Annotated in this window: 24 protein-coding genes; 9 read left to right on the top strand and 15 right to left on the bottom strand. The window is 41.7% G+C overall.

Going from position 1 to position 24,176, the window contains the following annotated elements; translation table 11 throughout:
* Nucleotides 1–117: 117 nt before the first annotated feature.
* Complete coding sequence (locus PARA125_RS04605) at nucleotides 118–651, bottom strand: hypothetical protein (protein WP_213157566.1); 534 nt, start codon at nucleotides 649–651, stop codon at nucleotides 118–120.
* A 1,098-nt stretch (nucleotides 652–1,749) separates the two neighbouring features.
* On the opposite strand from PARA125_RS04605, the gene zwf reads away from it, so the two are divergent.
* The 3 genes from zwf to pgl are packed head-to-tail and all read left to right on the top strand — an operon-like array spanning nucleotide 1,750 to nucleotide 4,260.
* On the top strand, nucleotides 1,750–3,306 hold the full coding sequence (gene zwf, locus PARA125_RS04600; protein WP_213157565.1) for a glucose-6-phosphate dehydrogenase: 1,557 nt from the start codon (nucleotides 1,750–1,752) through the stop codon (nucleotides 3,304–3,306).
* Nucleotides 3,307–3,321: 15 nt separating this feature from the next.
* Nucleotides 3,322–3,468 (top strand): hypothetical protein, encoded by a 147-nt coding sequence (locus tag PARA125_RS04595; protein ID WP_213157564.1) that lies wholly within the window; start codon nucleotides 3,322–3,324, stop codon nucleotides 3,466–3,468.
* A gap of 24 nt (nucleotides 3,469–3,492) precedes the next feature.
* On the top strand, nucleotides 3,493–4,260 hold the full coding sequence (gene pgl, locus PARA125_RS04590) for a 6-phosphogluconolactonase (protein WP_213157563.1): 768 nt from the start codon (nucleotides 3,493–3,495) through the stop codon (nucleotides 4,258–4,260).
* A 239-nt stretch (nucleotides 4,261–4,499) separates the two neighbouring features.
* On the opposite strand, the gene hemW is transcribed toward pgl, so the two are convergent.
* The 3 genes from hemW to PARA125_RS04575 form a co-directional block, all read right to left on the bottom strand.
* Complete coding sequence (hemW, locus tag PARA125_RS04585) at nucleotides 4,500–5,654, bottom strand: radical SAM family heme chaperone HemW (protein WP_213157562.1); 1,155 nt, start codon at nucleotides 5,652–5,654, stop codon at nucleotides 4,500–4,502.
* A gap of 55 nt (nucleotides 5,655–5,709) precedes the next feature.
* Complete coding sequence (locus PARA125_RS04580; RefSeq protein WP_349305688.1) at nucleotides 5,710–6,201, bottom strand: hypothetical protein; 492 nt, start codon at nucleotides 6,199–6,201, stop codon at nucleotides 5,710–5,712.
* Nucleotides 6,202–6,475: 274 nt separating this feature from the next.
* Complete coding sequence (locus PARA125_RS04575; RefSeq protein ID WP_213157561.1) at nucleotides 6,476–7,192, bottom strand: SAM-dependent methyltransferase; 717 nt, start codon at nucleotides 7,190–7,192, stop codon at nucleotides 6,476–6,478.
* 304 nt (nucleotides 7,193–7,496) lie between these two features.
* On the opposite strand from PARA125_RS04575, the gene PARA125_RS04570 reads away from it, so the two are divergent.
* Nucleotides 7,497–7,763 carry a hypothetical protein gene (locus PARA125_RS04570; RefSeq protein ID WP_213157560.1) on the top strand — a complete coding sequence of 89 codons (267 nt, stop codon included), beginning with the start codon at nucleotides 7,497–7,499 and terminating at the stop codon, nucleotides 7,761–7,763.
* A gap of 136 nt (nucleotides 7,764–7,899) precedes the next feature.
* Complete coding sequence (locus PARA125_RS04565; protein WP_249274201.1) at nucleotides 7,900–8,022, top strand: type II toxin-antitoxin system YafQ family toxin; 123 nt, start codon at nucleotides 7,900–7,902, stop codon at nucleotides 8,020–8,022.
* A 222-nt stretch (nucleotides 8,023–8,244) separates the two neighbouring features.
* On the opposite strand, the gene PARA125_RS04560 is transcribed toward PARA125_RS04565, so the two are convergent.
* Nucleotides 8,245–8,463 carry a hypothetical protein gene (locus tag PARA125_RS04560; RefSeq protein WP_249274200.1) on the bottom strand — a complete coding sequence of 73 codons (219 nt, stop codon included), beginning with the start codon at nucleotides 8,461–8,463 and terminating at the stop codon, nucleotides 8,245–8,247.
* Between the two features lie 303 nt (nucleotides 8,464–8,766).
* Here PARA125_RS04560 and PARA125_RS04555 point away from each other — a divergent pair, with 303 nt between their 5' ends.
* Nucleotides 8,767–8,907: a hypothetical protein gene (locus PARA125_RS04555; protein WP_213157559.1), complete on the top strand. Its 141-nt coding sequence runs from the start codon at nucleotides 8,767–8,769 to the stop codon at nucleotides 8,905–8,907.
* A 249-nt stretch (nucleotides 8,908–9,156) separates the two neighbouring features.
* Nucleotides 9,157–10,542 carry an F-box protein gene (locus tag PARA125_RS04550; RefSeq protein ID WP_213157558.1) on the top strand — a complete coding sequence of 462 codons (1,386 nt, stop codon included), beginning with the start codon at nucleotides 9,157–9,159 and terminating at the stop codon, nucleotides 10,540–10,542.
* 501 nt (nucleotides 10,543–11,043) lie between these two features.
* On the opposite strand, the gene holA is transcribed toward PARA125_RS04550, so the two are convergent.
* The 6 genes from holA to PARA125_RS04520 form a co-directional block, all read right to left on the bottom strand.
* Nucleotides 11,044–12,066 (bottom strand): DNA polymerase III subunit delta, encoded by a 1,023-nt coding sequence (holA, locus tag PARA125_RS04545; protein WP_213157557.1) that lies wholly within the window; start codon nucleotides 12,064–12,066, stop codon nucleotides 11,044–11,046.
* Nucleotides 12,067–12,125: 59 nt separating this feature from the next.
* On the bottom strand, nucleotides 12,126–12,818 hold the full coding sequence (locus PARA125_RS04540; protein ID WP_213157556.1) for an NUDIX hydrolase: 693 nt from the start codon (nucleotides 12,816–12,818) through the stop codon (nucleotides 12,126–12,128).
* Complete coding sequence (locus tag PARA125_RS04535; RefSeq protein ID WP_213157555.1) at nucleotides 12,793–13,446, bottom strand: HAD family hydrolase; 654 nt, start codon at nucleotides 13,444–13,446, stop codon at nucleotides 12,793–12,795. Before PARA125_RS04535 ends, PARA125_RS04540 begins: the two co-directional genes overlap by 26 nt.
* Nucleotides 13,443–15,011, bottom strand: a complete 1,569-nt coding sequence (locus tag PARA125_RS04530; RefSeq protein WP_213157554.1) for a GNAT family N-acetyltransferase — start codon at nucleotides 15,009–15,011, stop codon at nucleotides 13,443–13,445. Before PARA125_RS04530 ends, PARA125_RS04535 begins: the two co-directional genes overlap by 4 nt.
* Nucleotides 14,983–15,738, bottom strand: a complete 756-nt coding sequence (locus PARA125_RS04525) for a cytidylyltransferase domain-containing protein (protein ID WP_349305687.1) — start codon at nucleotides 15,736–15,738, stop codon at nucleotides 14,983–14,985. Before PARA125_RS04525 ends, PARA125_RS04530 begins: the two co-directional genes overlap by 29 nt.
* Nucleotides 15,739–15,804: 66 nt before the next feature.
* On the bottom strand, nucleotides 15,805–16,008 hold the full coding sequence (locus tag PARA125_RS04520; protein WP_213157552.1) for a hypothetical protein: 204 nt from the start codon (nucleotides 16,006–16,008) through the stop codon (nucleotides 15,805–15,807).
* A 205-nt stretch (nucleotides 16,009–16,213) separates the two neighbouring features.
* Here PARA125_RS04520 and dinB point away from each other — a divergent pair, with 205 nt between their 5' ends.
* Entirely contained in the window at nucleotides 16,214–17,299 is a 1,086-nt protein-coding gene (gene dinB / locus PARA125_RS04515; RefSeq protein ID WP_213157551.1) for a DNA polymerase IV, read from the top strand.
* On the opposite strand, the gene ssb is transcribed toward dinB, so the two are convergent.
* Nucleotides 17,296–17,778, bottom strand: a complete 483-nt coding sequence (gene ssb / locus PARA125_RS04510; protein WP_213157550.1) for a single-stranded DNA-binding protein — start codon at nucleotides 17,776–17,778, stop codon at nucleotides 17,296–17,298. The genes dinB and ssb overlap by 4 nt on opposite strands.
* Nucleotides 17,779–18,512: 734 nt before the next feature.
* The gene (locus PARA125_RS04505) at nucleotides 18,513–19,022 is read right to left on the bottom strand and encodes a CesT family type III secretion system chaperone (RefSeq protein WP_213157549.1); all 510 of its coding nucleotides are present in this window, start codon (nucleotides 19,020–19,022) and stop codon (nucleotides 18,513–18,515) included.
* Nucleotides 19,023–19,373: 351 nt separating this feature from the next.
* Between PARA125_RS04505 and PARA125_RS04500 the strand changes: the two genes are divergently transcribed.
* Entirely contained in the window at nucleotides 19,374–21,377 is a 2,004-nt protein-coding gene (locus tag PARA125_RS04500; RefSeq protein WP_213157548.1) for a glycogen debranching protein, read from the top strand.
* Between the two features lie 839 nt (nucleotides 21,378–22,216).
* Here PARA125_RS04500 and queA read toward each other — a convergent pair.
* Together queA and PARA125_RS04490 are read right to left on the bottom strand one after the other, a co-directional pair.
* On the bottom strand, nucleotides 22,217–23,254 hold the full coding sequence (gene queA / locus PARA125_RS04495) for a tRNA preQ1(34) S-adenosylmethionine ribosyltransferase-isomerase QueA (protein WP_213157547.1): 1,038 nt from the start codon (nucleotides 23,252–23,254) through the stop codon (nucleotides 22,217–22,219).
* Between the two features lie 57 nt (nucleotides 23,255–23,311).
* Nucleotides 23,312–24,169, bottom strand: a complete 858-nt coding sequence (locus PARA125_RS04490; protein ID WP_249274199.1) for a SpoIID/LytB domain-containing protein — start codon at nucleotides 24,167–24,169, stop codon at nucleotides 23,312–23,314.
* Nucleotides 24,170–24,176: the final 7 nt, after the last annotated feature.

Genomic DNA, 24,176 nt, shown 5'->3' with positions numbered 1-24,176 from the left:
TAGAGCTATTAAGCTCACACTTGGTTTGCAAAGCGGGATAAAAAGCAATAAGCGATTCTGTAAGACGGTGTTCACAGCAGCCAGGCCCACCAGAAGACCATTGTTCTGATGGGCTACTTACTTTGGGCTTTTTCTCAATACCTCTGCTGCGATTTGTCGAACTGTTGCTTCAGAATAACCTGCCATGAGGATGGCTTGGGAATAGTCTTGCTGAACTGCATTGCTCGCCCTAACTTCTCTTTTCCCCACTACCACGCTTTTTGAATTCCTGCTTTGATGGCGGCCTATATCCGTGGCAAGCCCTTCAGCAGGTTCTGGAGAACGGCAATTTGAAGAAGATTGGGGAGCAGAAACAGGAGCCGGCTGAGCAACTGCAAGATTAGCATCTTCATGGCTGGGGTTGTTCTTAGCAAAATCATCGACTGCAATAATAATGTTTCCTATCACGGGGATTAGCAATACAAGACAGCGAGAAAAGCTTTTTTGCTGTAAATAGGTATAGTAATGGCTTTTTGAAATATTTGCCTTTTGCTTCGATGGAAGCACCACAAATTTTTGAAATAAATCAACCAAATTAGTGACGGTACTTATACCGGGGATATAGTCAGACACTTGGTCTGCTTTTACTAAAAAGCTAATATTTATGCGCATTGCAGTTATCTTACTTTAATTATTGGAAAAAATATTATAATTATAAGAAAGATTAAGAGTCAATGACAAAGCAAAAAATTTAATAGAAATTACATAGAGATTTGCATGTTAATTTCGATGATAAAGTTTTGTGTTTTTGAGAATTATCAAGCACTCAGCCTTAAGAGCTCTAAAAAAATGGAGAGCCATTTAAATTTTTCTAGAAGCCCTTAGGCCAAAAATGCCATCTATTTAAACTATTAATAGCCCTAATTTAGCTTTTGGCAACTTCTCTCGCTTGATCTGCTGAATGAAATAATTATAGCAAGGATGGCCTCCAAAAAATAGTGGCTGCCGCAATCCATTCTGCCAGCCGAGGAATTGGTATCCTCCTCTCCCCTATAAGCCTTAACAATTATTCACAGCTATTTTTAACAAATTAGAAGCTTAGCATCAAACCCAGCTGAATTTTAGAGAAGGGTTAAAAAATAATCTTAAAAAATAGGGATCGGATTGGAAGATAAAAAAAACCTGAAGCCCTTCGCTTAAATGAAAAAAAGTGAAGCTATATCGCCCCTTTCAAGGCAGATTTTATTGTAGAGAATAGAGTCGTTTCTTTAAAAAAGCTCGATCCACTTTAAGAAAGCAAATTATCTCCCTTGAACTTACCATTCTTACAGCCATTGGGGTGTTCGTTACCAAACAATCCAAGGGCATGGGATTGAACAAAATAAATTGAAAAGAAAAAGCTGCAGAAAAAAAGGCCAAACAGCTCAAGCTTATTGGAAGAGTATTTAGGATGCCTATAAAAAGGACACTATCGTTGCTTAACCAGGTGTCAGGTGTATTTTTAATATCCACAATGCCTGCAATGCTTGTTAAAATTTCTTCATAATACCGCAGAAAGCTAGCTTATGCTAAGCTGGCATTAACTTACCACTAATGAGAAATTTTTACCTACCAATCTAGGTCCCCTAATAACTATAGGGGGCAGCCAGCCATGTTTGCTGTGCAAATCATCCCACTCGCTATAAAATCCTGTTCTCTTGGAAATCAGAATCGTGTAACCTGCCGAAGGAGACAGAATACCCCATTGAATTTAACATAAGTGAAATTGAGATGAATACTTCTTTGACAACGCCCTCTAAAAATCCCTTAGAAGAGTCCACGCGTTCCCTTAAAACGGCAGATCCTTGCATTTTAGTTATTTTTGGAGCCACCGGAGATCTCACAGCGCGTAAATTATTCCCTGCTCTTTACAACCTTGCACGTGATGGTCAGCTTCCCCCCCATTTTGCCTGCGTGGGGTTTGCTCGCCGGGAAAAAACGGATGCGCAATTCCGCGAGGAAATGCTCGAGGCTGTCAATAAGTACTCTCGAGTCAATCCCGTTGATAAAAGCCTGTGGGACAATTTTAGCAAGCAAATTTTTTACCATCAGGCCGAATTTGACGATGATCAGGGGTATGATCGGCTCAGAGAATTTCTTCAAGCACTGGATACGCAATTGGGAACTAAAGGGAATCGCGTTTTTTACCTTTCCACGCAACCGAGTTTTTTCCCTGTGATTGTGGAAAAATTACGTCAGCACCAGCTCATTTATGAGGAAAATCATCCCAATGGGATGTGGTCGAGGATGATCATTGAAAAACCTTTCGGGCATGATTTAAGTTCTGCGGTTGTGCTGCAGCGCGAAATCTCTAAATACTTATCCGAAAATCAAATTTACCGTATCGATCACTATCTTGGCAAAGAAACGGTACAAAACTTATTAGTCTTCCGTTTTTCCAACCCCATTTTTGAGGCCCTCTGGAATAACCGACACATTGAACACGTCCAGATTACCGTAGCGGAAGAGATTGGAATTGGAAGCCGAGGGCATTTCTTTGAGGAAGCAGGCATGTTGCGAGACATTGTGCAAAATCACATGATGCAATTGCTCTCTCTTGTTGCCATGGAGCCCCCCACAAGCCTTAAAGCGGAAGCTATCCGAAGTGAAAAAGTGAAGGTTTTAGAAGCAGTTCGCCCCTTCCCTATGGAAGATTTTAAACACTATATTGTGCGTGGACAGTATGGCAAGGGCTACATTAATGGACAAGAAGTCCTTGGGTATCGACAAGAAAACAACGTCTCTCCTACTTCAAAAGTAGAAACTTACGTGGCTATGGAGTTGTTTATCGACAACTGGCGCTGGGCTGGTGTCCCTTTTTATCTGAGAGCAGGAAAAAGATTGCCTAAACGCGTCACAGAAATCGCCATCACTTTTAACCGCGCGCCTGGATTTTTGTTTAATGGACAAGGAAAGCAAATCGACCAGAATGTGCTTGTCATCCGCATACAACCTGATGAAGGGATTTCCCTTAAAATGAATTGTAAGATCCCTGGCTTGAATAACCAAATCCAACCTGTCAAAATGGATTTTCGCTATGGTTCCTACTTTGGCTCTACCCCACCGGAAGCTTACGAACGTTTAATTTGTGACTGCATAGCCGGTGACAACACCTTATTTGCTCGAGCAGATGAAGTTCTAGCCTCGTGGCGCCTTTTTACTCCTATTTTAGAGCAATGGCACACACAGGACAATGACCCTTTCCCCCATTATGAAGCCGGAACGTGGGGGCCCCAAGAAGCAGACCTTCTTATTGAGAGAGAGGGTAGAAAATGGCGCTTGATTTAGCAAGTGGATGTTCGGATGGCGGCCCTTGAAAAATGTGAGCTTCCCTTTACCTTATCTCCACCCAACTTACAAGGAGGGTTTAATTTCATTAAGGAAGCCTTTCATTACGCTACAAGTGAACATTACTACAATATGCCTTTAATGCTTTCTCAAACCCGCTAAAATACCCCTGATTAAGAGGAATACATGGCTGATTATTTTTGGAAAAAAGATGTTTTAGGATTTGATGAACGACGCGATATCATCATCCCTGGCAACTCCACTCAAACTCTCGATTTTTGTACAGAGCATTTCATTGCACTTGCTGAGAATGCGATCAAAAAGAGAGGCTTTTTTCATGTCGCTTTATCGGGGGGCTCAACCCCAACCGCTTTATTTAAACGTTTAAGTGCGCCTGAAAATCGGCCAAGAGTGCGGTGGGAGCAGGTCAAACTTTTTTGGAGCGATGAGCGCGCCGTGCCTCCTTCTAGCCTTGAAAGCAACTACCATATGGCCATGCAAGCAGGCTTTAGCACTCTTCCGCTGAAAGCGGAGCATGTTTTCCGCATGCGGGCGGAAGAAAATATCGAGCAAAATGCCTTAGCTTATGAAAAACTGATCGAAAAAGAGGTGCCCAATCATTCTTTTGATTTGCTTATGCTAGGAATGGGGGAAGATGGGCATACAGCCTCCCTATTTCCGAAAACACACGCGCTTCATGCCACCGATCGCTTAGTTGTGGCCAATTTTGTTCCTCAAAAAAATACCTGGCGCATGACCCTTACCTTTGATTGCATTAATAGCGCTTCAGAAATCGCAGTTTACGTTTTAGGAAAAGGAAAAAAAGAAATGCTTAAACACATCTTGACCTCCCCTTATAATCCCGATCATCTGCCTGCTCAGCGCATTGGAACCCCCGCCCATAAAGCCTTATGGATCGCTGACCAGGAAGCTTTGCCTGAATATCCCTTTTAAAGCCTCAATCGATCGGTCTTTAGGAAAAGTTTAAATAACTTGTTATGCCAGTCACCATTTAGCAAGTGAACAATTTAAAGCGATCTAGGGGCAATTTTATAGAGAAATTAGGCAGCCGTTTAAAAACTTTGGCAAGAGGCCGGGAACGGCACTAAGCGTATAACTAGAAAAGCTTTTTACTGTGCGCAAAAAACTGCATGACACTCCTAGCGACCCTTATCGCCTTTTAACCGGCCGGTTTAGTCCTCACTTCCCACTAATTCGGAAGCCACTGTATCGTAAAAATTTTTCCCTTTTTCGGTAAGAGTGAATATGTCACCATGCTTCTGAAGCAATTCGGATTCGACCAAGTCCTGCAAGGTCTCAAGCATGACGTGGGTGATATTCCCATGCCGGCTTTGAAATTCTGCCAAATTGACCCCTTTCATTAAGCGCAGCTCTACAGCAAGCAGTTCTTGCAAATGTTCTTGATATTTAAGCTTTTCTCGAAAATCGATAGGAGATTCATTCTTTCGTAAATATTCTAAATATTTTCCAAGATGCGCAATGTTTCTAAAACGCTCCTTTTCCCAATAGCTAAAGGCAGAGGGTCCTAAACCTAAAAAGGGGCGGGCTGTCCAATATCCTAAATTATGTCTGGAATAGCAAGATTGTCGCGCGAAGGCTGAAATTTCATACCGCTGCAACCCATGCGAGCTAAGATACTCTATGCCATGCGTTAGCATAGCCAAACTGGTTTCAGGATCGGGAAGCGCTTTGCGAAGCTGCGCTCGCCGTTTATAAAAACTCGTATGAGGCTCAATCGTCAAGTTATAAAAAGAAAGGTGAGTAATGGGAAGCTGCACGGCTTGTTGCAAAGTTTGCGCCCATTGGTCAAAAGTCTGGTAGGGAATATCGTACATCAGATCGACTGAAATATTTTTAATGCCAGCCTCTGAAACTTCTTCAACAGCCCTGAGGGCCTTTTCTGTCGTATGGGTGCGTCGCAGGATCTTTAGTAATTCGGGATCAAAAGTTTGAATTCCTAAGCTAAGGCGATTAATTCCCGCCCGAGCGTATCCTTTCATAAGGGGCAGATTGACATTTTCAGGGTTTGCTTCTAGCGTGATTTCTGCCTCTGGATTTAATAAGCCTTCTTTTTCTATCCATGACAGAATCTTTGCCAGTGATTCGACCCCTAAGAGAGAAGGAGTGCCCCCTCCAAAATAAATGGATACAAGGTGAGCGTCAGAAAGAAGAGGTAAAATCTTTTTCCATTCCAGCTCGAGTCCTTCCATCAACTGCTGTTTAAAAAGATCTTTATCCGGTAAAACGTAAAAGTGGCAATAATCGCATTTTTGAGAACAAAAAGGAATATGAAAATAGAGGCTAATCTGTTTTTTTTGGATGGGCATGCTTAAAATCAAGGGCGAGGAGAGCTTGGCTCTCCAATAAAAGATCGGGGTTTAATCACCAGTCGTCTGCATCGGGATCAATGATGCCACCTCTTTTCCAACGATTCCGGTCGCTAAAATAGGATTCATCATCCTCATCAAATTCTGCTGCGCTTCCTCGATCATCATCTTCCTGGTTGTCCTCAGTAAGCTCTGTCTCATCCCTTTCTTCAATCACAGAACTTTCCACTTCGCTAGCTTCTGTTTCCATATCAAACCCTGTGTCATTCAAACCTGCAGCTGTATCCCCCATATCGATATCCGGAATGGTAGGCATGTCTGTATAAGCTCCACGGTTCAGGGGACGTTTAGGAGTAATATATTCCTCACTTTCCCCACTTTCTTTGAGAAATTGCAAACGCTCTTTTTCTTCTTCAAGCTTGATCTTTACGTTTTCAATTTCTTCTTTATGTTTTTCAACGTCTTTTTTAGGAACCAAGCCGAGCTTAAGCCACTGCTCAAGGTCGCTAAGCTCTGCTTCGAGTTTTTTAAGTCGTTCGCTTTTGATATGTCTCATTTCTTTCTCTTTATGTTTCAAAATAAAGCTATCGCTCTGCTGGCGATCGCCTGTTTTTTTCATGAAGTCTGGCCTTGCTCTCCTATTCATATAGGAGCAATTGGTTTTTTTCAAGCAATTTTTCCTAAGCCATATAACTTATTCCCAAGGGCTTAGGATTGAAAAACACTTCGTCTGTAAAAATTTTATTAACACAAACTTATTTTCTTATATGCAGCCTGAAAGGCCAAAATATCCTTATTTGCTAAAAGGATTCATTAACAACTTAGGCATTCCCGTGCAACAAAAAAACGACATTTTTTTTAACAAGATTGGGCAAAGGCATCTTTTTCCAACTCCGCACCGGCTGGGTTAAAACCCCTTGGCTCGGAAGAGTTAAATCCCAAGCGACACAAAGAAGAGTGGTCTCTTGCATAGCAGTTAGCAACGTTTCCAAAGTATGTTGGTTACGATGGGGCGCGTCCATGAAAATCTGCGTTGCATGGGTACGAATAGATAAATTTTCAAATTCTTTCACTTTTTTTTCTCTATCCCCTGGCTCTTTGGGAACATAGCCATGAAAAGTAAAAGACTGCCCTGGAAGCCCAGAAAGCATCAAAGCGATCACAAAAGCTGATGGCCCTGTAAAAGTTTGAATCGAAATCCCTAATTGACGGGCCCTTCGAACTAAGAGATAACCGGGATCAGCAATACAAGGAAGCCCAGCATCAGAAACAAGGCCCCAACGCTCCCCTTTTCGTATAGGCTCTAAAAGGAAATCGCAGTCTTCGGCAGGAGTATTCTTATTTAAAAGTGCAATCGGAATTTCGCGAGCCGGCCGTTTCGTTTGGAATCGCCCTAGATAACGTCTTCCTGCTTTTTCGCTTTCTGCAATTAATCCATCGATAGTTTCCACTGCTTGATCTACGCTGACTGGTAAGAACAGTTGATGTTGAGGAAGTTCCCCAAGCAGGTTAGGCAAAAGAAGCAAAGCAGGAGACATACATTTGTCCACTTTAAATATTTTAATTCGACAAAAGTTTAGTCAACCTAAGGATATAATGCAAATAATATGTCACCAAAGTTTATGAATAACTCACCTACTGGAATTGCGCTTATAGGGAGAGCTATTCCTAAGGCTAAATGTCTCAGAGTAACGTATAAAGCTCTCCTTATATAAGCGCAATTCCAGTGGATGAGTTATTATGAAGCAGCTTATGAACCTAGATGCCTATTTTCCTAATTTTAGGCTTGCCTATACATAGTGTTGTTGAAATAATAAAATTAATGAACCAAAGGAGGAGGATATGGCTTCCCATTCGCACTCACATAGAGTAAAAGTCACCATCAATGTTTCCGAGGATGAGAGGACCTATATTAAAATGCTCGCCACTAAGAAAAAAATGACCATCAGCGAGTTTATTATGTCGTATGTTAGGCCAAATATTCCTCATGCTGAACCCAATGCTGAGACGCAAAAAGCAATGAGTGATGTCGATAAAAGAAAAAGTCTTACGCAGTGTAATTCTATAGAAAAATTTTGGCAGACTGTTGGGATAGATCCTAACGTTTAAAATCGAATTAACCCATTCAACAACAAATGATTTAAAGAAATATAAACACCAAAAGGATGTTCTTCTTGAACTTCACGAAATTATGGGTTTATTAGTAAAAAAGAAACCATTGCCTTCGAAATAGCGGGATCACAATTTGACGGGCAATTGGGCAACTTACAGGGAATGCCATGTCAGAAATGATATTCTGCTTATCTATAAAATAGAAGGTGGCATTTTATTTTTAACAAGGTTTGGTTCTCACTCGGAACTTTTTTGAATGACGTCAGTTTAATTTCAACGATTGGAATTTATCAAACGCAGAGTTGGAAAGAAAGCTTTCTCATGGGTTAATGCTTAACAAGCCCGCCAGGCCTATAACCCATAGAAAGCCAAATTGATGGGTTTGGGTGAGCTCCTTTGAATAAGCAGAGGCTAATGTCCTTAATGGCGTAAGCCCATCCGTAGCATTGTGCTGTATTGATCTAAGGGATCGCTTTCTTTAACACGTTAATTTAATCAAGAGCCTTTCTGCTAAGCAAGCAGAATCAGCTCCGCTATTTTTAGCAAGCAGCTCAGTCTCATCGATGAGCATCATTCCTTTTTTGAAACGCTCTAAGCCATAAGCGCGGGCCATTTGGAGGTTTTTTTTTAAAATAGCCCCTTTCATATAAGGAAACTGAGCAGCAATATCTGCGAGATTCCCCCCTGACGCATGCATCGAGCATAATTTTGTCCTCCCTGTGCATGCTTAAGGTTAATTTAAATTTCGCTACAGAAACAAATGGGGTTTTTATCGAGAAATTGGAGAAGTAATTAAAAAAAATCATCATAGGCTCTTCCTTTCTAAAATTAAGCGAGCACCACCTCTCCTAGTTTATAACTTGTACACTTGGAACAAAAACCCTACCTATCTCCAAGTTCCTTCATCGCTGTACCTCTAGTCTATTTTATTTAATGCCCCACTCCTATCAGTCAAAAGTTCCTTTACCTATACCGCTTCTTTAGCAAGGAGAATAGGCGCATGAAATGTTTTAAGCATTATCGCGCCTTTTATCATCTGGATGTAAGGCCGTTGCGCTTGTTTAGAGAACTTCTGGAAACTCCTTTATCCAAGGATTTAATTTCACCCAAGCAAGTTTTCCATGTTAAATATGAAAAGTAGAAAAAATTTTATTTTCTTAACGCAGCGACAGCCAAAAATGTTGAAAAATGGCTGTATCTGTTGATATCATGGGCCTAGCCCCCTAAAAATAAAACAATTGAGAGGTTGAAAGATAAAAATTGGCCGTGTCGGCATAAATGGGCGTGGGGAGTTACAAAATCTGTCATTTTTAAATATTTCTAAAACTTGCTCGAAAAATATGTTAAAATTATTTATAATTTTTTGAGTTTTGCGAAAAGGAAGAAAATTATGACAATAAGCTTAAACACATTTTTCTCATCTTTACCAAATGAAGTGAAAGCCGAATGTTTGAAACCGCTTGAACCAAAGAACCTTGCAATCGCTGCCTTAGTAAGTAGGAGTTGGAAAGAGTTAGTGGAAAATCCTTCGGTATGGAAAGGGCTTTTTCATCGGCATTGGAAAAAAATAAGCTATTCAGAAAAAACAAAGTTTGGAAACAATTGGAAAAGTATTTTTAAGAAAAGATACGAAATTAGCAAAAAAGTTCAACACAACAAACGTGAATTGTTGAAAGATGCTTATACACACACAACTTATAAATTGCCTGAATTTGTCCCAACTGAAACGTATGATTTAAAAGTTGGAAAGAAATTTGTCTTTGCAAAAATTACTCAAGGTTCAGCTCAAATATACCATCTTGGAAAAAATACAGTTCAGTTAGCTTTCAATAATAAAGACGATGAAACCTCCCTCTTAGTGCACTGCTATGACGAGCATATTATGCAGCTAACCCGCGAGGGGCATCTCTACCGTTGGAATGTTATGGAAAAACGGGCGTCTCAACCTATCGCTTGCTTAAAGGATTTTGACGAAGCTTATTTTGACCAAAATTTTTTACTACTCATCCTGCCGCAACGCAAAAAGTTTAGGATTGTGAACGTCGAAACAGGAGCGACGTGCTATGAATCCCTTTCCTTATCTTCCTCTATTCAAACTCTTATTTATCGCAATAATCAGGCGTTTATCCAATGCTTGGATGGATCTTTCTATTTTTTTAATCATGATTTGGAAGATGGCTTATCCCAATCCCCTCCTTTTACCAAGTTAGAAGGCGATATTTCGTTTTCTTTAGCTGACCATCTTGTACGTTTTGATAAAAAACGGGTGATTGCTTTAAGTGAGGATGGGGTTCGACGCGATTGCAAGGTGTGGAGCGCCTCTACTGGGAAAATAATATTTGCAGGTCAATTGCAACCTATTTATTTAGATAAAGTTTTTGGGAGCGAAAGAAAAATTATAACTGCCTCAGAGTATAATGGTGAATTACTTGCTATAGGATTTAATTCTGGTTGTATCATTTTATATAACCCGGATACAGGCCTAGGCGCTGTTGAAAATAACTGTGCAGAGAGCGCTGTTCGGCTTCTTTTCCTAGAAAAGGAGCATTTTGTAGCAGTACCGGAAGTATTCGGAACTCTTACACTTGTCAATACTTCTGTCCAGTCGAAAACGTTTGGATCCGTGTATCCCAATAGGCCCGAGAATTTTCCAGATTTTGCATTTAACTTAGCTGGAGCTTATTACGACGAACGAAAAATTGCTATATGCACAAAAGATGGTTGGTTAGACATTTGGGATTTTGCAAAGAAAACTTCACCTCACCTCATTACTTAGGATTGGGTGGATCCATAGCGAATTAAGAATTTTGAAGGATCTATTTCTAGAAAGGTTGAAGAAGCTATGTACTTGGGAAATTAGAGAAGGAAGGCTCCACCTTTTATGGAAAATTCCCCAGCAATTAGAAGCGCAAGGATTAAGCTTGCAAAATGTACAAAACTTAGAACATAAGAATGCTTTGCTGCTCTCTCAATTACAAAAAAGCCATAATGCTGTTGGCATCGTGCCATGAAAGGTTTCTATATATTTGATCAGCTAGCCCTTCTTAAGCCTAACATAATTCCTTATAAAAATAATTGTATGATGAAACAGAGAATTAATACTACAGGGCCAATTAAGCACGAATTCTCCTTTGCTTGTGACGATGGTAATACCAAGCGCTCACTTGGTGTTTGCTTCGCCAAACAATCCCTTTCCATTGATAAGCTGAAGTTAATGCTTTTAATGGCGTAAGCCCATCCGTAGCATTGTGGTGTATCGATCTAAGTGATCGCTTCTTTAGCAAGTTAATTTAATCAAGAGCCTTTCTGCTAAGCAAGCAGAATCAGCGCCGCTATTTTTAGCAAGCAGCTCAGTCTCATCGATGAGCATCATTCCTTTTTTGAAGCGCTCTAAGCCATAAGTGCGGGCCATTTGGAGGTTTTTTTCTAAAATAGCCCCTTTCATATAAGGAAACTGAGCGGCAATATCGGCGAGATTCCCCCCTGACGCATGCATCGAGCATAATTGGTACTTTGTCTGAAATTGCGAACGAATTTGACGCAGCAAAATCAAAAATGGGGTCCCTTCATCGAGTAAGGCTAAACCTATTCGAATGACGCTTTTGATATCGCGTTGAAAAATCGCATCTCCCAGCTGCCAGATGGTTTCAGATGGCACACTTGCGCAAATCGCTTGGATGTCCTGAGAAGTGATATTTGAGCGGCTTCCCACATAGCAGCAGAGCTTCTCAAGCTCCTGATGTAGTAGAGCACGGTTCATTCCAACTTGCTTGATGAGTAGCTGAGCAACCTGGCCATCCATCGCTTTACCTTCTAAGCGAGCACTGGTCACTATCTCCTCGATCAAGTGCTTTTCAAGCTCCCACGGCTTTTTTTCTTCTACATCTAAAATCACACCCGCTTTTTCCATTTTTTTGTACAGCTGGGTGGCGCGATTAAAACTTGCCGCTGAACAAATTAAGTAAAGACGTGAGGAAGGATGGAGGCAATATTCCTCCAAGTATTCACGTTGAGGCTTTTTTAAAGCCTCTAAATGTTGCAGTAACACAATCCGGCGGGGAGCAAACATATCGGCCGAGTTGAGCTCTTCTTTTAATGCTTGTATGGCTAAAGACTCAGCTTCTCTTTGAATAAAAGCAGCCGCAGTGTTTTGCTTCCCTAGAATTTCTTTGCGCAAAAGGTTTTCAGCTTTCTGCCGTTCAAAATCATCGGCCGTAATCACCAAATAAATCGGAGAAAAATGTTGAGGAGCAGAATGGCGTACATGTTTTTCAAACGCTTGAAAATTGTTGTATTTCATTACCTGACCTTTTGCCAACAAAAAGAAGAAGTATAGCGGAAAGCCCTTTTTTTTGGTGGCTAAATCTGTTGAAGTAAGGTGTAGGTGAGAGGAACGACAGGACAAGCCTCCTTTAAAAAGAAAGCCCTTAGCTGATCTTTTTCCACCCACTGACAGGAAGCATACTCAGGATTAGGGGATATTTCGGCAAAAGAAGATTCGGCCTTGAGTTTAATTTTTAGGTAAATCTGATAGTCTCCTCCCTCTTCATTGTGCGCCAGGATCCAAGGATTTATTCCATCCACTGAATGCGCGCCTATCCCCACTTCTTCCTCCAGCTCTAATAAAATTTGCTTTTTTAGATCTAGCTGATTGCCCCTTAAAGCCTCTAAGCCTATTCCTCCTGCAGGCGCAAATTCGTAATGACCCGGGTATAAAGTCACATTTTTAGAGCGCTTTCCGATTAAGATTTTATTTCTCCATTCTGTGATTCCCGTGACTCCCAGAATTCGAAGAGGCAAAAACGGGCTGAGAGCGGAGTTCCTTAATTTAGCTAGGTAAGTTTTATATTCAACAAACTGCCCTCTTAAGGTGCGCTGATTACAAGCGAGCACATTGAAAATTTTCCCATTGAAAATAGGCCGAATATGGCTTTCCCTCTCCCACTCTTGATCAATCGCATGCCTAATTTCTTGAGACAACGAGCTTTCCAAGGAAGAGGGATCCATTTCAATTGTATGCTGGGCGCTAAGCCGTGTTAAATGGTAATTCATACTGTTTTTTTAAAAGTTGGTAGATCTCTTCCCAATTGCCAGCTATACGCGGATTTGCTTGGTGGAGATCAATTTGAATCACTGACAAGCCTGCCGCCATGGCGGCTTTTACTCCATTTGTTGAGTCCTCTATGGCGCAAATTTGTTGCTTTTCACAAGCGGCGAGATCACAAGCTTTTTCATAGATCTCAGGGTCTGGCTTCCCCTTTACAAGGTGATCTCCCGCACAAATAAACGCAAACCAATTCTCTATTCCCTGCGACTGCAAAAAAGCCTGAGCGAATTCTCTTTTGGCGGAGGTTACTAACCCTAAACGCACCCCTTGCTTTCTTAAATTCAGTAACGTTTCCTTCGCATAGGGAGCAATCCCTATTTCTTCTGCATAGCCTTGTCTCACTCTTTGCTCGTAAAGCTCAATTAATTCTTCCGTGGGTTCCTTTAAAGCATAGGTGTGTTTTAAAGCCTGCACCACTTCCGCAAGGGTGGGGCCGTTAAGGCTTTGAAATTCTGCTTGAGACCCCTTGATGCCGTAGCGCGCCAAGAAGGTCTGATAAAAATCATATAAGTAAGGCAAGCTATCTGCTAAAGTGCCATCTAAATCCACTAAAAGCACCTTTAATGTTGTCATTCCCAATCCCCATATTGAATGCCTTCCCCTACTGAAATGGGACGAGTGGCTTTTTTTCCGCTCAATTGAGTGATAAACTTAGGATGAATGCCTGGTCTTTGATTGCCTGGACGAAGGATTTCGACATTTTTCCCTTCTTCAAAGAGATCTCCTTTGGCAATAGGAACAATTGCTTGCAACCCACGCCGCGCGAAGGTGCGCAGCTCAGTTTCTACAGGGTTTTCAATTTTAAACCCTGTCCCTCGCATTTTTTCTATTTCGCGCACGGCTTTAACCATTTCCTTCAGCTCTTGCGGCAAGATAGCGTAAGCGTGATCGGGGCCGGGCAAGTGCCGATCGAGCGTAAAATGTTTTTCTATCACAGTGGCTCCTAAAGAGGCAGCAGCTATAGGCGCGTAATAAGGGTGTAAACTATGGTCTGATAATCCTGTAGGTACTTTGAAACGGCTCCTCATCCAAGCAATTGCCTGCAAATTTAAACTTTCCGAAGGCGCTGGGTAAGCTGCCGTACATTGCAAAAGAGTTAAATCTTGCCCTCCATAAGCCTGATAAGTGCTCACCGCCCACTCGATTTCTGCTTCTGTAGCGGCTCCGGTAGAAAGGATAAGCGGTTTACCAGATTGAGCAGCTAACTCTAATAATCGCACGTGATTTAGCTCATAAGAGGCGATTTTATGCCGTTTCACAAAAGGATCTATCGAAAGAAAATCTTGTTTTGAAAAAGGGGTCGACATCAATTCGATTCCCCATTTCTTACATTCCTGAGCTAATTCCTCTAGCATTTCATAAGGCATCTCGAAATTCTCTAAAAGAGAATACACGTCTTCTTTAAAGCCTGAACCCTCTAAATAACCAATTTGACCCGCATTTTTTACGTACAAATTTTTTGCCCGATAGGTTTGAAATTTTACGGCATCAGCTCCCGCTTCGGCAGCAGCAGCAATCAGCGCTTTTCCCATTTGCAAATCCTTGCCAGGAGAGCCTAAGCGCCAATTCGACCCCGCTTCAGCGATGATGAATACTTGAGAGCTAGCTGAAGCAGTTGAAAGCTCTATTAAATAGTGAATAATGGGGACACTCATTGGGGAATCATGCAAAATCTTTTCTGAATGTCCTATTGGATGATATCCTGCTTTTAAAAACATTTTCTGAGACGCCAAATTTTCCTCTTTGACCGCCGCATAAACCGTTTGAAATCCTTGCTGCAAAATCCACGGATGAATAGCTATAAGCGCTTGGGAACCCACACCTTTTCCCCGATATTCAGGGGCAATCTGGATGGATATCTCGCAACAAGATAACGCTTTACCCTGCGGGTGAGAAATAGGATGAAAAGATAACAATCCAGCGCGCACTCCCTCCACAAGGATAAAGAGAGAAGGAAGCTCTGGACAAACAAAATAGCGGTCTTGAAACTCTTGTAAGAAATCACCCCACTTCTTCATTTCTTGGTTAAAAGACATGTGGCGCGTGACAGGATCATTCCGCCATTGCATCACTAGGCGCGCCTGATTTTCATTGGAGGGTAGGACACACTCAAATCGAATTCTTTCTATTTGCTTCATCTTTTTTCACACTTTTTTGCTGGATTTGAGCATTGAGAAGCAACCATTCTGGATGTTGCTGAAGAAGTAAAAGGATATCCTTTAAAGAAAACAACCGGTTAGCTGGGTAAAGGGCTTCAATCACTCGTTGGACTAATTGAAAATCTTCAGGAGTATCGACGGTTAACCGATAGCGAGAAAGGTCTTTCTCAAAGCTTACATTAAATATCTGATAACGCTCTTGATGAAAATAAAAGACAGGGGTGACATGCTCTTGTTCGACCAAGCTTGGATTTAAAGAAGCCGCTTTTTCTAATTGCTTAAAGGAAAAGACTTCCACCTCCATCCCGTAAGGGAAGGTACGTGTCAAAGCATTTGTCACGTAATCGTATTGATCGGCATGCTCTCGATAAAAAGTAATCAGCTGATCCACAATTTGGGGATCTATCATAGGGCAATCCGCCGTGATACGCACCACAGCCTCCGCTTGGGCAAATTGACCAGCTTGGACATACCGACTTAAGACATTTGCTTCGCTTCCTCGCACCACGGGAACTTTTGCCATTTGGCAAAACTCTACAATCGCTTGATCAGCAGCTTGAGTGCTGGTGGCTACCACCAGATCATCCGCTCGAGAAACAGCTTTTAAACGCTCAATCAAATAGCCTAATAAGGGCTGCCCTAATACAGGTCTCAAAACTTTTCCGGGCAATCGAGTCGATCCCATGCGTGCTTGAACAATTATCACAATGCGCAATTTTAAGCTCCTTCATCACAAGCTTTGCCTCATCATACTCGACCCTTCCCTTCCAGGCTACCCTTTTTTAGCGGGCATTTTTTCTTTGCGCCTTTCTCTTTTCCATCCTTCAGCAGTTTGGATTTTTAACCCACGTTGAATTTGGCGCGTTTCTGAAATCGAGGGCTCCTCTTTTTTTTCGGGCGCAACAGAGCCTTTTTCTTCAAAGGGCTCTTTGGCTGCTTTATCCCCTTTTTCACCTCTCATTTTTTTCTCGCTCATGTTTTACCTCCGACCTTAAATTTTTTAAGAATCTAGAAGTTAAAGAGATGCCATGCTTTAACCTGAGTGGAAAAAGGGCATCCTTTACTTGTACCTTAACCTATTCAAAAAGAATGCCAGAATTTTGCCCCAAGCATTCTGCTTTCTATCAACCTCGCTTGACATTTCTCTTGAGGTTTACCCCTCTCCTTGCAAAAATAGTCGCATGAATCCTCGCATTATTTTTCATATCGATATGGATGCATTTTTTGCCTCCATTGAAATCCTGCGCAATCCTTCTTTGAAAGGTAAGCCCGTGATTGTAGGAGGCTCTCCGGATAAGCGAGGCGTCGTTTCAACCTGCTCTTATGAGGCGCGAACCTATGGGGTGCACTCTGCCATGTCACTTTTTGAAGCAAAAAGAAAGTGTCCCCATGCTATCTTTTTAGAAGGAGACTACACCCTTTATCGGGAGTATTCTTCCAAAGTGATGAAGATTTTTTCCGAATACTCCCCCCTTTTAGAAATGGTGAGTATCGATGAGGCTTATCTAGATGTATCATTTTTGAAAAACGATCCCACCCTGTCCTCGAAGCAGTACGGTAGGGCTCTTAAAGAAGCGGTCTTGCAACGCACCGGCTTAACATGCTCTATAGGCATTGCCAGCAATAAATTGATAGCTAAAGTTGCCTCTTCACGGGCTAAACCAAACGGCCTTTATGAAATTCCAGCCGGAGAAGAAGCCGCCTTCCTTGCCACGCTCCCGATTGGAGCTATCCCTGGCATTGGCTCTAAAACAGAAAAATCCTTGCTCGAGGATCATATTTATACGATTGCCGATCTGCAAGAAATGGGTTTAGAGACCTTAATCGATCGTTATGGAACGCGTGGCTACTATTTTTATCTAGCTGCGCAGGGGATTGATAAAAGGCCGGTAGATGGAGAAGAGTATTTCCCCAAATCTATTGGAGCGGAGACAACTTTTGAAACGGATCTCACAGATTCAGCTATCTTGCTCGAGGTCTTATTAGAGCTCGTCCAAAAAGTGTGCAGACGATTAAAGAAGCATCAAACCAGAACGCGTGGCTTTTCTCTCAAGTTGCGCTATAGCGATTTTCGCACCATTACCCGTTCCCGCTTGCTGTTTAGCCACACGCAAGATGAGCAAACAATTTGGGAAGAAGCGCGTGATTTTTTCTTAAAAATTCATATAAAGGAGACGCCACTCCGTCTGATAGGAATTTCTTTAGAAAAACTGTCAGACGGATATTGGCAGCCTACTTTATGGGATTGGGAACAAGCCCCCTCTTAGAAAGGAAGCTTGGAGTCTTCATCTTCAAAACTTTCATAAGAAGCATTATGCCCATAAGCTCCTGCCCCGCTTGGCTGGAATGTCTGTTCGCCAAAATCAGGCCGACTTTGTTGTTTAGGAGCAAATCCCCCTTGCTGGCTTCCACTTTCTCTCTCTCCTCTCTCAGATTTTCCAAAAGGGCTAAAGCGAATGCTTTCAGCGGTGACTTCCAAAGCAATTTGGGGACGGCCTTCCTTATCTGTGTAAATTTCAGGCTTTTTCATTTCGCCTGTGACAATGACCGCACTTCCTTTTTTTAGATGGGGGAGAATTTTATCAAACTTATCTCCCCAACATGTCACTCTCCACCAAGTGGTGACGTCTTGCCCGTTCTGGTAAGAATTTGTGGCAATACGCAAAGTGGTCACTTTTTGCCCACCAGGAGTAAAACGTGAGTCTGGATCTGCTCCGAGATGTCCTGCAAGATAAAGATGGTTCATAACTTTTCCTTCTATTAATCTCAGAGCCCAGGGATTAAAACCCTCAATTGTTATCCAATTTTAATGCTTGAAGCCCTGATGTTGATTGATATAATTGCAGCTTTATAACATAAATAATATAACTAGCAAAATCAAGGTAAATATGCATTTAACTGATCTTTAAAAATAGGGGCGATCAAAAACAGTCCTGAACCTTCTGCGGCTTTACCACTCCAAAAAATAAATATCCCTTTTCGAGAGAAAAACTAAAAACCGTCAGGGTAGGTCTGAGGCAGAAAATCAAAAACCAGGAAAATGCTCTCTTTTACCTCATCCTTTCTAAGCCTTGCTTGGCCAAAAAAATTTCTCGAAAGCAGCCCTAAAAATAGGAAATAACTAGAAGAAAGTTTTTGGTTGCTGCTTCTGTCTTCTTTTCTTTAGGCCTAGCTCCTTTAATCCCACCTCTTAATGATGATCCTCAACGCAATTTAAAGGGATTTAAGCGCTCTTAAGCGTCCATCGAAAAAAAGCAAGGAATTTTCCTTGGTTAGCAGGAAAAGTGGGAAAACAAGGCCCTATGGAAAATGCTTCCTTAATCCTCTCTGATAGGCTTTTCAGGGTGGTTAGATTCTAGTGTAAAAATGAAGATTTAGGGTGTTAACCTAAAAAGGAGGATTGTGGCGCGTGATGCCTAAAAAAGTGCCGGTGAATAAAAAAGTGTTTACTCAGCGACACTTTTAGAGCAGCTAATAGATCTAGATTTTGATAAATCCAGGACCTTGTTTGCCACCAGGCAATCCGCCACCAGGAAGCATCTCGCTTTCTTTTGGCTTGGAAGCAACATCTCTACCTTCTGAAATCTCTGTGCATAGCTTGCGTAAGCCTTCAACTGTTTCCACATACAGAGGAGCAAATGCTCTTAACGCCGATGGAACAGCATGCTCCATATCGATGGTGCAGTGCATTAAAATAAGTTCCTCTTGCACCGCTACACCCACGCCTCCTCCAGCCATTTGGCCACCAAGCATGGACATCTCTAGTAACTTTTCATAAAGACGCAATTTTGTTTTGTCGTCGCGTGGAAGACCATCCAGCAGCGGAGAATAAAGATAGAGTCTTTTAGAGTTTGGTTCATAAGTTAAATGCAACGAAAACTCGTCATCGATCCCTAAAATACAGGTATTGTTTTCATCAAACTCTAACCCCTCTAAACCAAGTTCTTTTCCAAACTCCTTAAGATTCTCTTTAGCATTTTCAAACGACATACACAACCTCCTAAAGGTTACGCTGCAACCTAGGGTTACAGTTTAAAAGTTTTTCATAATTTTCGGGTAAGAATCAGTTCTTAAAAAAGTTTAAGATGCAAGATTGTCGTTTAAAAGTAAACTGTTTTCTGAGCAACTTCAATTAAGCCCAACGTTAAAATCGTCTCTAAAATTCAAACAAACAATAACCATTCTTTCCTGTTTTTGTATTATATTATTTTCTGCCAATAAACTGCAATTTAATCAAGCCAATTAAATGACATTCTTAAAATAATATAAAAAAATTTTGCAAAGAAAATTTTATTTGGTTATACACAAGGTATCCCCCATTTGTTTACCTAAGGCCAATACGTGTTAAACTCTCTCTCATTGCAAGTAGAAAAAGGAACTCCTCTTCGTTTGGGGATCTCGACCGATTGTACAGGCACCAATTTTGCCATTTTTGTTCATCAAGCAGTTTCGGTCACCCTGCTTCTGTTTGCCAACTCTTCAGAGGCACCCATCGTTCGCATTCCTCTACTTCAAACGGGAGAAGTTTGGCATATTTATGTAAAACCTCCCCCTATTGACCTCCTTTATGCCTTTGAAATAAAAAAAGAGGATGGCACTTTCTACCAGACGGCGCTAGATCCCTACGCCAAATCCCTAGCTTCTCCCTCTAGTTGGGGAGAAGCTAAGCCTTATGCTCCCTTAGGAGCCATTCCCCCCTTGCCTTTTTTTGATTGGCAAAATATCGAGTCTCCCCGCCATCCTTTACATAAGCTTATCATCTATGAAATGCATGTAAGAGGGTTTACACAGCATCCCTCCAGCCAAGTCGCCTACCCTGGACAATTTTTGGGCATCGTGGAGAAAATCCCCTACTTATTAGATTTGGGCATCAACGCGGTTGAACTTCTCCCTATTCAAGAATTTAATGAAAATGAATACCAAACGCTCTTTCCCCTGCAGAAAAAACAACTTTATAATTATTGGGGCTATTCGACCGTTAATTTCTTTTCCCCCATGAATCGATATGCCTCTAATCCCGCCCCTGGAAGTGCCATTCAAGACTTCAAAACGATGGTTAGAGAGCTTCACCGGCATGGAATAGAGGTGATTATCGATGTGGTTTTTAATCACACAGCAGAAGGGGGAAAAAACAATCCAGAATTTTGCTTTAGAGCCCTCGCTGACCAAATTTACTACCTACAAGATGAAAAAGGACAGTATAAAGACTATACCGGGTGTGGAAACACTCTCAATAGCAATCACCCAATCGTACGAGAATTCATTCTGGAATGCTTACGCTATTGGGCTGTTGAAATGCAGGTGGATGGCTTTCGATTTGATCTAGCCTCAGCCTTAACGCGAAATGAACAAGGCGTTTCTACCCCCTTTTCCCCTTTAATCGAAGCCATTTCCGAAGATCCTATTTTGTCCCAAACCAAACTGATTGCAGAACCTTGGGATGCTGGCATGCTCTATCAAGTAGGAAACTTTTATCCCCAAAAAAACAGATGGAGCGAATGGAATGGACGCTATCGCGATAGTATCCGAAGGTTTATTAAAGGAACCCCTCAGCAAAAAGGGGAATTTGCCACTCGCCTATCTGGATCCTCCGATATGTACGGGAAAGGGCGAGCCCCCACCAGTAGCCTTAATTTTATAACCGCCCACGATGGATTTACACTGAGAGACCTTGTCAGCTATAACTTCAAGCACAATCAAGACAACGGAGAAAATAATCGGGATGGCACAAATGACAATGACAGCTGGAACTGTGGGGCTGAAGGAATCACCAAAGAGGGGAAGATCCTTAAATTGCGCGAAAGACAAATGCGCAACTTCCATTTAGCCTTAATGCTCTCGCAAGGAGTTCCAATGCTTTTAATGGGGGATGAATATGGGCATACAAAAAAAGGAAACAACAACACCTGGTGCCAAGACAACGAGTACAACTGGTTTTTGTGGGAGCAATTAAATGCTAACAAAGCCTTTTACCGTTATTATAAAGGGCTCATCCATTTTAGGCATACCCGCCCTATTTTACAAAGGAATACTTTTTTAACCCCCCAAGATATCGATTGGCATGGAATAGAACCGTTTCAGCCCCAATGGGACTTCGACAACCGGTTTATTGCCTTTACTCTTAAAAGCCCAAATAAAGAGGGCTCCTTATACGCGGCATTTAATGCAAGCAACGCTCCCCTTAAAGTCCATCTTCCAGTAAGCCCTTCCCCCTATAAATGGCACTGGGTGGTCAATACAAGAAAAGATTCCCCGGAAGATTTTGTAGAAAACCCAACCAAGGCTGTGGATAGGGAATTTTATGAAATGCTTCCTTATTCAGCCTTGCTTTTGGAAGCAAAATAAGAGAAAAGGAGGGTTTTAGAGGACCTTGCTGCATAAATACAAAAATAAAATAATAAACTTTCAAGACTTCCTTATTCCACATGCTTCCTAGACAGTTCTTCTCCTATGCCACTTGGTATCCCTAGCTTTGGTTTATTGCTAGCAACCAAACCTTAATCTGGCTTTCTACGCCTTGCCTTCCCATTCTTAACTCTTTTAGTTGCTTCCCAACTGAACTGCTTAATTTGCTATATTGCTGCTTCTTCAAGGTAACGTCTATAATACCTTTTAGCCTCTTGCATAACTTTCTGGCCTCATTATTAGCCTCTAATCTATGGCTCCCTTTCACTCTCTCCTTTCGCTTTATTGCAGCCGCTTTGAATCTATCTTCCTGAACGATGGCAACTTTTGGCAGTAGATAAGCATCCGTAGCTGTCGTGAGAAAGCTTGCTGTCATTAGGCATAGAATGCTGGTTACTAAAGAATCTGTGAGGTTAAGTGACAAAGAAGCAAAGAAAGAAAGAAAGAAAGAAAGAAAGAGTAGCCGTATAAAAACTTCTCTTAATTGTTTAAAATTACTTTAAAAAATGCCGAGTAGAATAGCCAAGTAAGGAACTTCAGCTGATCCTTGGGAGTTCGTCATAATATAGTTCATCTGATTGGGTTACAAAGGATAAGGGGAGGAACGCCTGCAAAAAAACTTTTAGATAGCTCTCATAGTCGCATTTAATTCCCCTAATTTTTCACAAAAATATTAATTTTTTGTGAATTTCCTACCGCTCTTAAAGTCTGTATGTGAGATGCTTTGGTAAAGAAAGATTTTCATTCAAATGAGCAGCTCAAAAAAAGCTGGGGACGAATTAGAGGATCAACATAGCATCGCCATAAGAATAAAAACGAAATTTTTCTTTCACAGCTTTTTGATAGGCCTCTCGAATGAGCTCGTGGCCCGCAAAGGTGCTTACTAAAACTAAAAGGCTAGAACAGGGCAAATGAAAATTCGTTAACAACGCCTGCATTTTGCGAAACTTGTATCCGGGAGAAATAAAGATATCTGTTGAATACTCTCCTGGCTGAATGATCGTCGAACGTCCTGCAGCGGATTCTAAAGCCCTACAACTCGTGGTGCCTACGCAAATTAGGCGCCCTGCTAAGCCTTCATTTAATTGCATGGCTGCTTCATCGCTAATCATAAAAGATTCCTCGTGCATTTGATGCTTTCGGATATCTTCTACTTTAATGGGAAGAAAAGTTCCCAAGCCCACATGTAAAGTCAGTTCTATTCTTTCAATTCCTTGGGTTTTTAATTGTTCCAATAAGGGCTGCGTGAAATGCAATCCAGCTGTGGGGGCTGCGACAGCGCCAGGATGAGCGGCATAGACAGTTTGATAACTTTCCCCATCTTCTTGGGTATCTGGTTCTCTTTTAATATACTTAGGCAATGGAATTTTGCCATGTTTTTCTAAAGCTTGCTGAAAATCCCCTTCGTAAAAAAATCGCACACAGCGTGCTCCTCCTGTAAGCACTTCAATAACTTCACAAGAGAATGTCTCGCTAAAAACGACCTTAGAGCCTTTCCCTAATTGCTTGCCTGGCTTCACTAAAACTTCCCAAACGCCTTCGCTTCTTTGGGTTTTAAGGAAAACTTCTGCCTGCCCTCCCGTTGTCCTTCTACCTAATAAACGGGCTGGAATCACTTTAGTATTGTTAAAAATGAGTTTATCCCCTTTTTGCAATAAATGGGGGAGTTCATAAAAGGGGAGCTCACTCAATGAGCCTGCTTTTCTATCTACAATCATCAAGCGAGAATGATCGCGAGGATAGCAAGGATGTTGGGCAATTAATTCTGGGGGAAGGTCAAAATGGTAAGAAGAAAGTTGATAGGGGGAATCAGTCATAAAGTTTGGTATCTAAAAAACTAAAAGGCATTTGAAAACTCAAATGCCTTAAAATGTCTACTTAATTAGCTCGATGGTTGCATTTGGGAATGCCTTGGCCAAGATTTGCGCGGCATTTTCCCCTTTGCGAGCCATTTCTTCAGCTTCAAAAAGGGTAATGCGGGAAAAAATAGAATGTTGCTGTCCAGTAGCTTTTCCACCTGATCCTGAACCCCATTGTGCAGCAAAAGGAGCCAATACTTTTTCAGATTTCCCTTTTGCCCGACTCAACACCATCCCCCGCGTAGCTTTAATAGCTTTTGCCATTAGGCTACGAGAACGGGTCGCCCCATTTCCTTGATATCCTACCCGGCTTCCTTCAACCGTCCAGTAAGGATTTTTGGGGTTCTCTAGCTGATAGTATGCATAGGTCCGAGCAATAATCGCGACTGCTGCAAGCGCTTCTTCAGATAGCGGATCAACAAATTGGGGTGCTAAAATCACTTCCAGATACTTTTCAAGCGGAACTTGATTGACGATACTGATCGTTCCCCCAATATCATACACAAGCAAAGAACCTGGATATTCCACCCCATCCACGCTCAAAACTGTGGTAGGTTCATCTGGAATAACTTTTAACTGATGAATTCCAGGAAATTCTTCTCCCCATTTTAATCCGCCAGACACCGCTTCAACCGCTTTACGCTTGCCTAAAAAACGGGTACTAATGTGCGAATTTTCGTGGGGATCGTACAATTGGTATTTTCCCTTAACTTCCAGGATTATGCTAGGTTGATCATGGACGATCAAGACATTCACCAAAGGTTGAGCTGAGGAGCTTTGTTTCCATAAAAGGCCTGTGACAGCTTCCCATATTCCCGCTTGTGCGGAAATGGAAAATGACAAGCTTGCCAATAAAAGCAGTAGGTTACGCATGATCTTC

Source organism: Parachlamydia sp. AcF125 (genome assembly GCF_018342475.1).
GTDB lineage: Bacteria > Chlamydiota > Chlamydiia > Chlamydiales > Parachlamydiaceae > Parachlamydia.
The sequence above is the reverse complement of the archived record's forward strand: the minus strand, read 5'-3'. Positions and strand labels throughout refer to the sequence as shown.

What these genes read in the sequence shown, in the direction of transcription:
- PARA125_RS04530 (WP_213157554.1), bottom strand. Translation starts at nt 15,011, where the DNA reads ATGAAGCAAATAGAAAGAATTCGATTTGAGTGTGTCCTACCCTCCAAT.
- PARA125_RS04490 (WP_249274199.1), bottom strand. Translation starts at nt 24,169, where the DNA reads ATGCGTAACCTACTGCTTTTATTGGCAAGCTTGTCATTTTCCATTTCC.
- zwf (WP_213157565.1), top strand. Translation starts at nt 1,750, where the DNA reads ATGAATACTTCTTTGACAACGCCCTCTAAAAATCCCTTAGAAGAGTCC.
- PARA125_RS04505 (WP_213157549.1), bottom strand. Translation starts at nt 19,022, where the DNA reads ATGTCGTTTGAAAATGCTAAAGAGAATCTTAAGGAGTTTGGAAAAGAA.
- PARA125_RS04520 (WP_213157552.1), bottom strand. Translation starts at nt 16,008, where the DNA reads ATGAGCGAGAAAAAAATGAGAGGTGAAAAAGGGGATAAAGCAGCCAAA.
- PARA125_RS04570 (WP_213157560.1), top strand. Translation starts at nt 7,497, where the DNA reads ATGGCTTCCCATTCGCACTCACATAGAGTAAAAGTCACCATCAATGTT.
- PARA125_RS04550 (WP_213157558.1), top strand. Translation starts at nt 9,157, where the DNA reads ATGACAATAAGCTTAAACACATTTTTCTCATCTTTACCAAATGAAGTG.
- queA (WP_213157547.1), bottom strand. Translation starts at nt 23,254, where the DNA reads ATGACTGATTCCCCCTATCAACTTTCTTCTTACCATTTTGACCTTCCC.
- hemW (WP_213157562.1), bottom strand. Translation starts at nt 5,654, where the DNA reads ATGCCCATCCAAAAAAAACAGATTAGCCTCTATTTTCATATTCCTTTT.
- PARA125_RS04560 (WP_249274200.1), bottom strand. Translation starts at nt 8,463, where the DNA reads ATGCATGCGTCAGGGGGGAATCTCGCAGATATTGCTGCTCAGTTTCCT.
- PARA125_RS04535 (WP_213157555.1), bottom strand. Translation starts at nt 13,446, where the DNA reads ATGACAACATTAAAGGTGCTTTTAGTGGATTTAGATGGCACTTTAGCA.
- PARA125_RS04540 (WP_213157556.1), bottom strand. Translation starts at nt 12,818, where the DNA reads ATGAATTACCATTTAACACGGCTTAGCGCCCAGCATACAATTGAAATG.
- PARA125_RS04605 (WP_213157566.1), bottom strand. Translation starts at nt 651, where the DNA reads ATGCGCATAAATATTAGCTTTTTAGTAAAAGCAGACCAAGTGTCTGAC.
- PARA125_RS04555 (WP_213157559.1), top strand. Translation starts at nt 8,767, where the DNA reads ATGAAATGTTTTAAGCATTATCGCGCCTTTTATCATCTGGATGTAAGG.
- pgl (WP_213157563.1), top strand. Translation starts at nt 3,493, where the DNA reads ATGGCTGATTATTTTTGGAAAAAAGATGTTTTAGGATTTGATGAACGA.
- dinB (WP_213157551.1), top strand. Translation starts at nt 16,214, where the DNA reads ATGAATCCTCGCATTATTTTTCATATCGATATGGATGCATTTTTTGCC.
- ssb (WP_213157550.1), bottom strand. Translation starts at nt 17,778, where the DNA reads ATGAACCATCTTTATCTTGCAGGACATCTCGGAGCAGATCCAGACTCA.
- PARA125_RS04595 (WP_213157564.1), top strand. Translation starts at nt 3,322, where the DNA reads ATGGCGGCCCTTGAAAAATGTGAGCTTCCCTTTACCTTATCTCCACCC.
- holA (WP_213157557.1), bottom strand. Translation starts at nt 12,066, where the DNA reads ATGAAATACAACAATTTTCAAGCGTTTGAAAAACATGTACGCCATTCT.
- PARA125_RS04575 (WP_213157561.1), bottom strand. Translation starts at nt 7,192, where the DNA reads ATGTCTCCTGCTTTGCTTCTTTTGCCTAACCTGCTTGGGGAACTTCCT.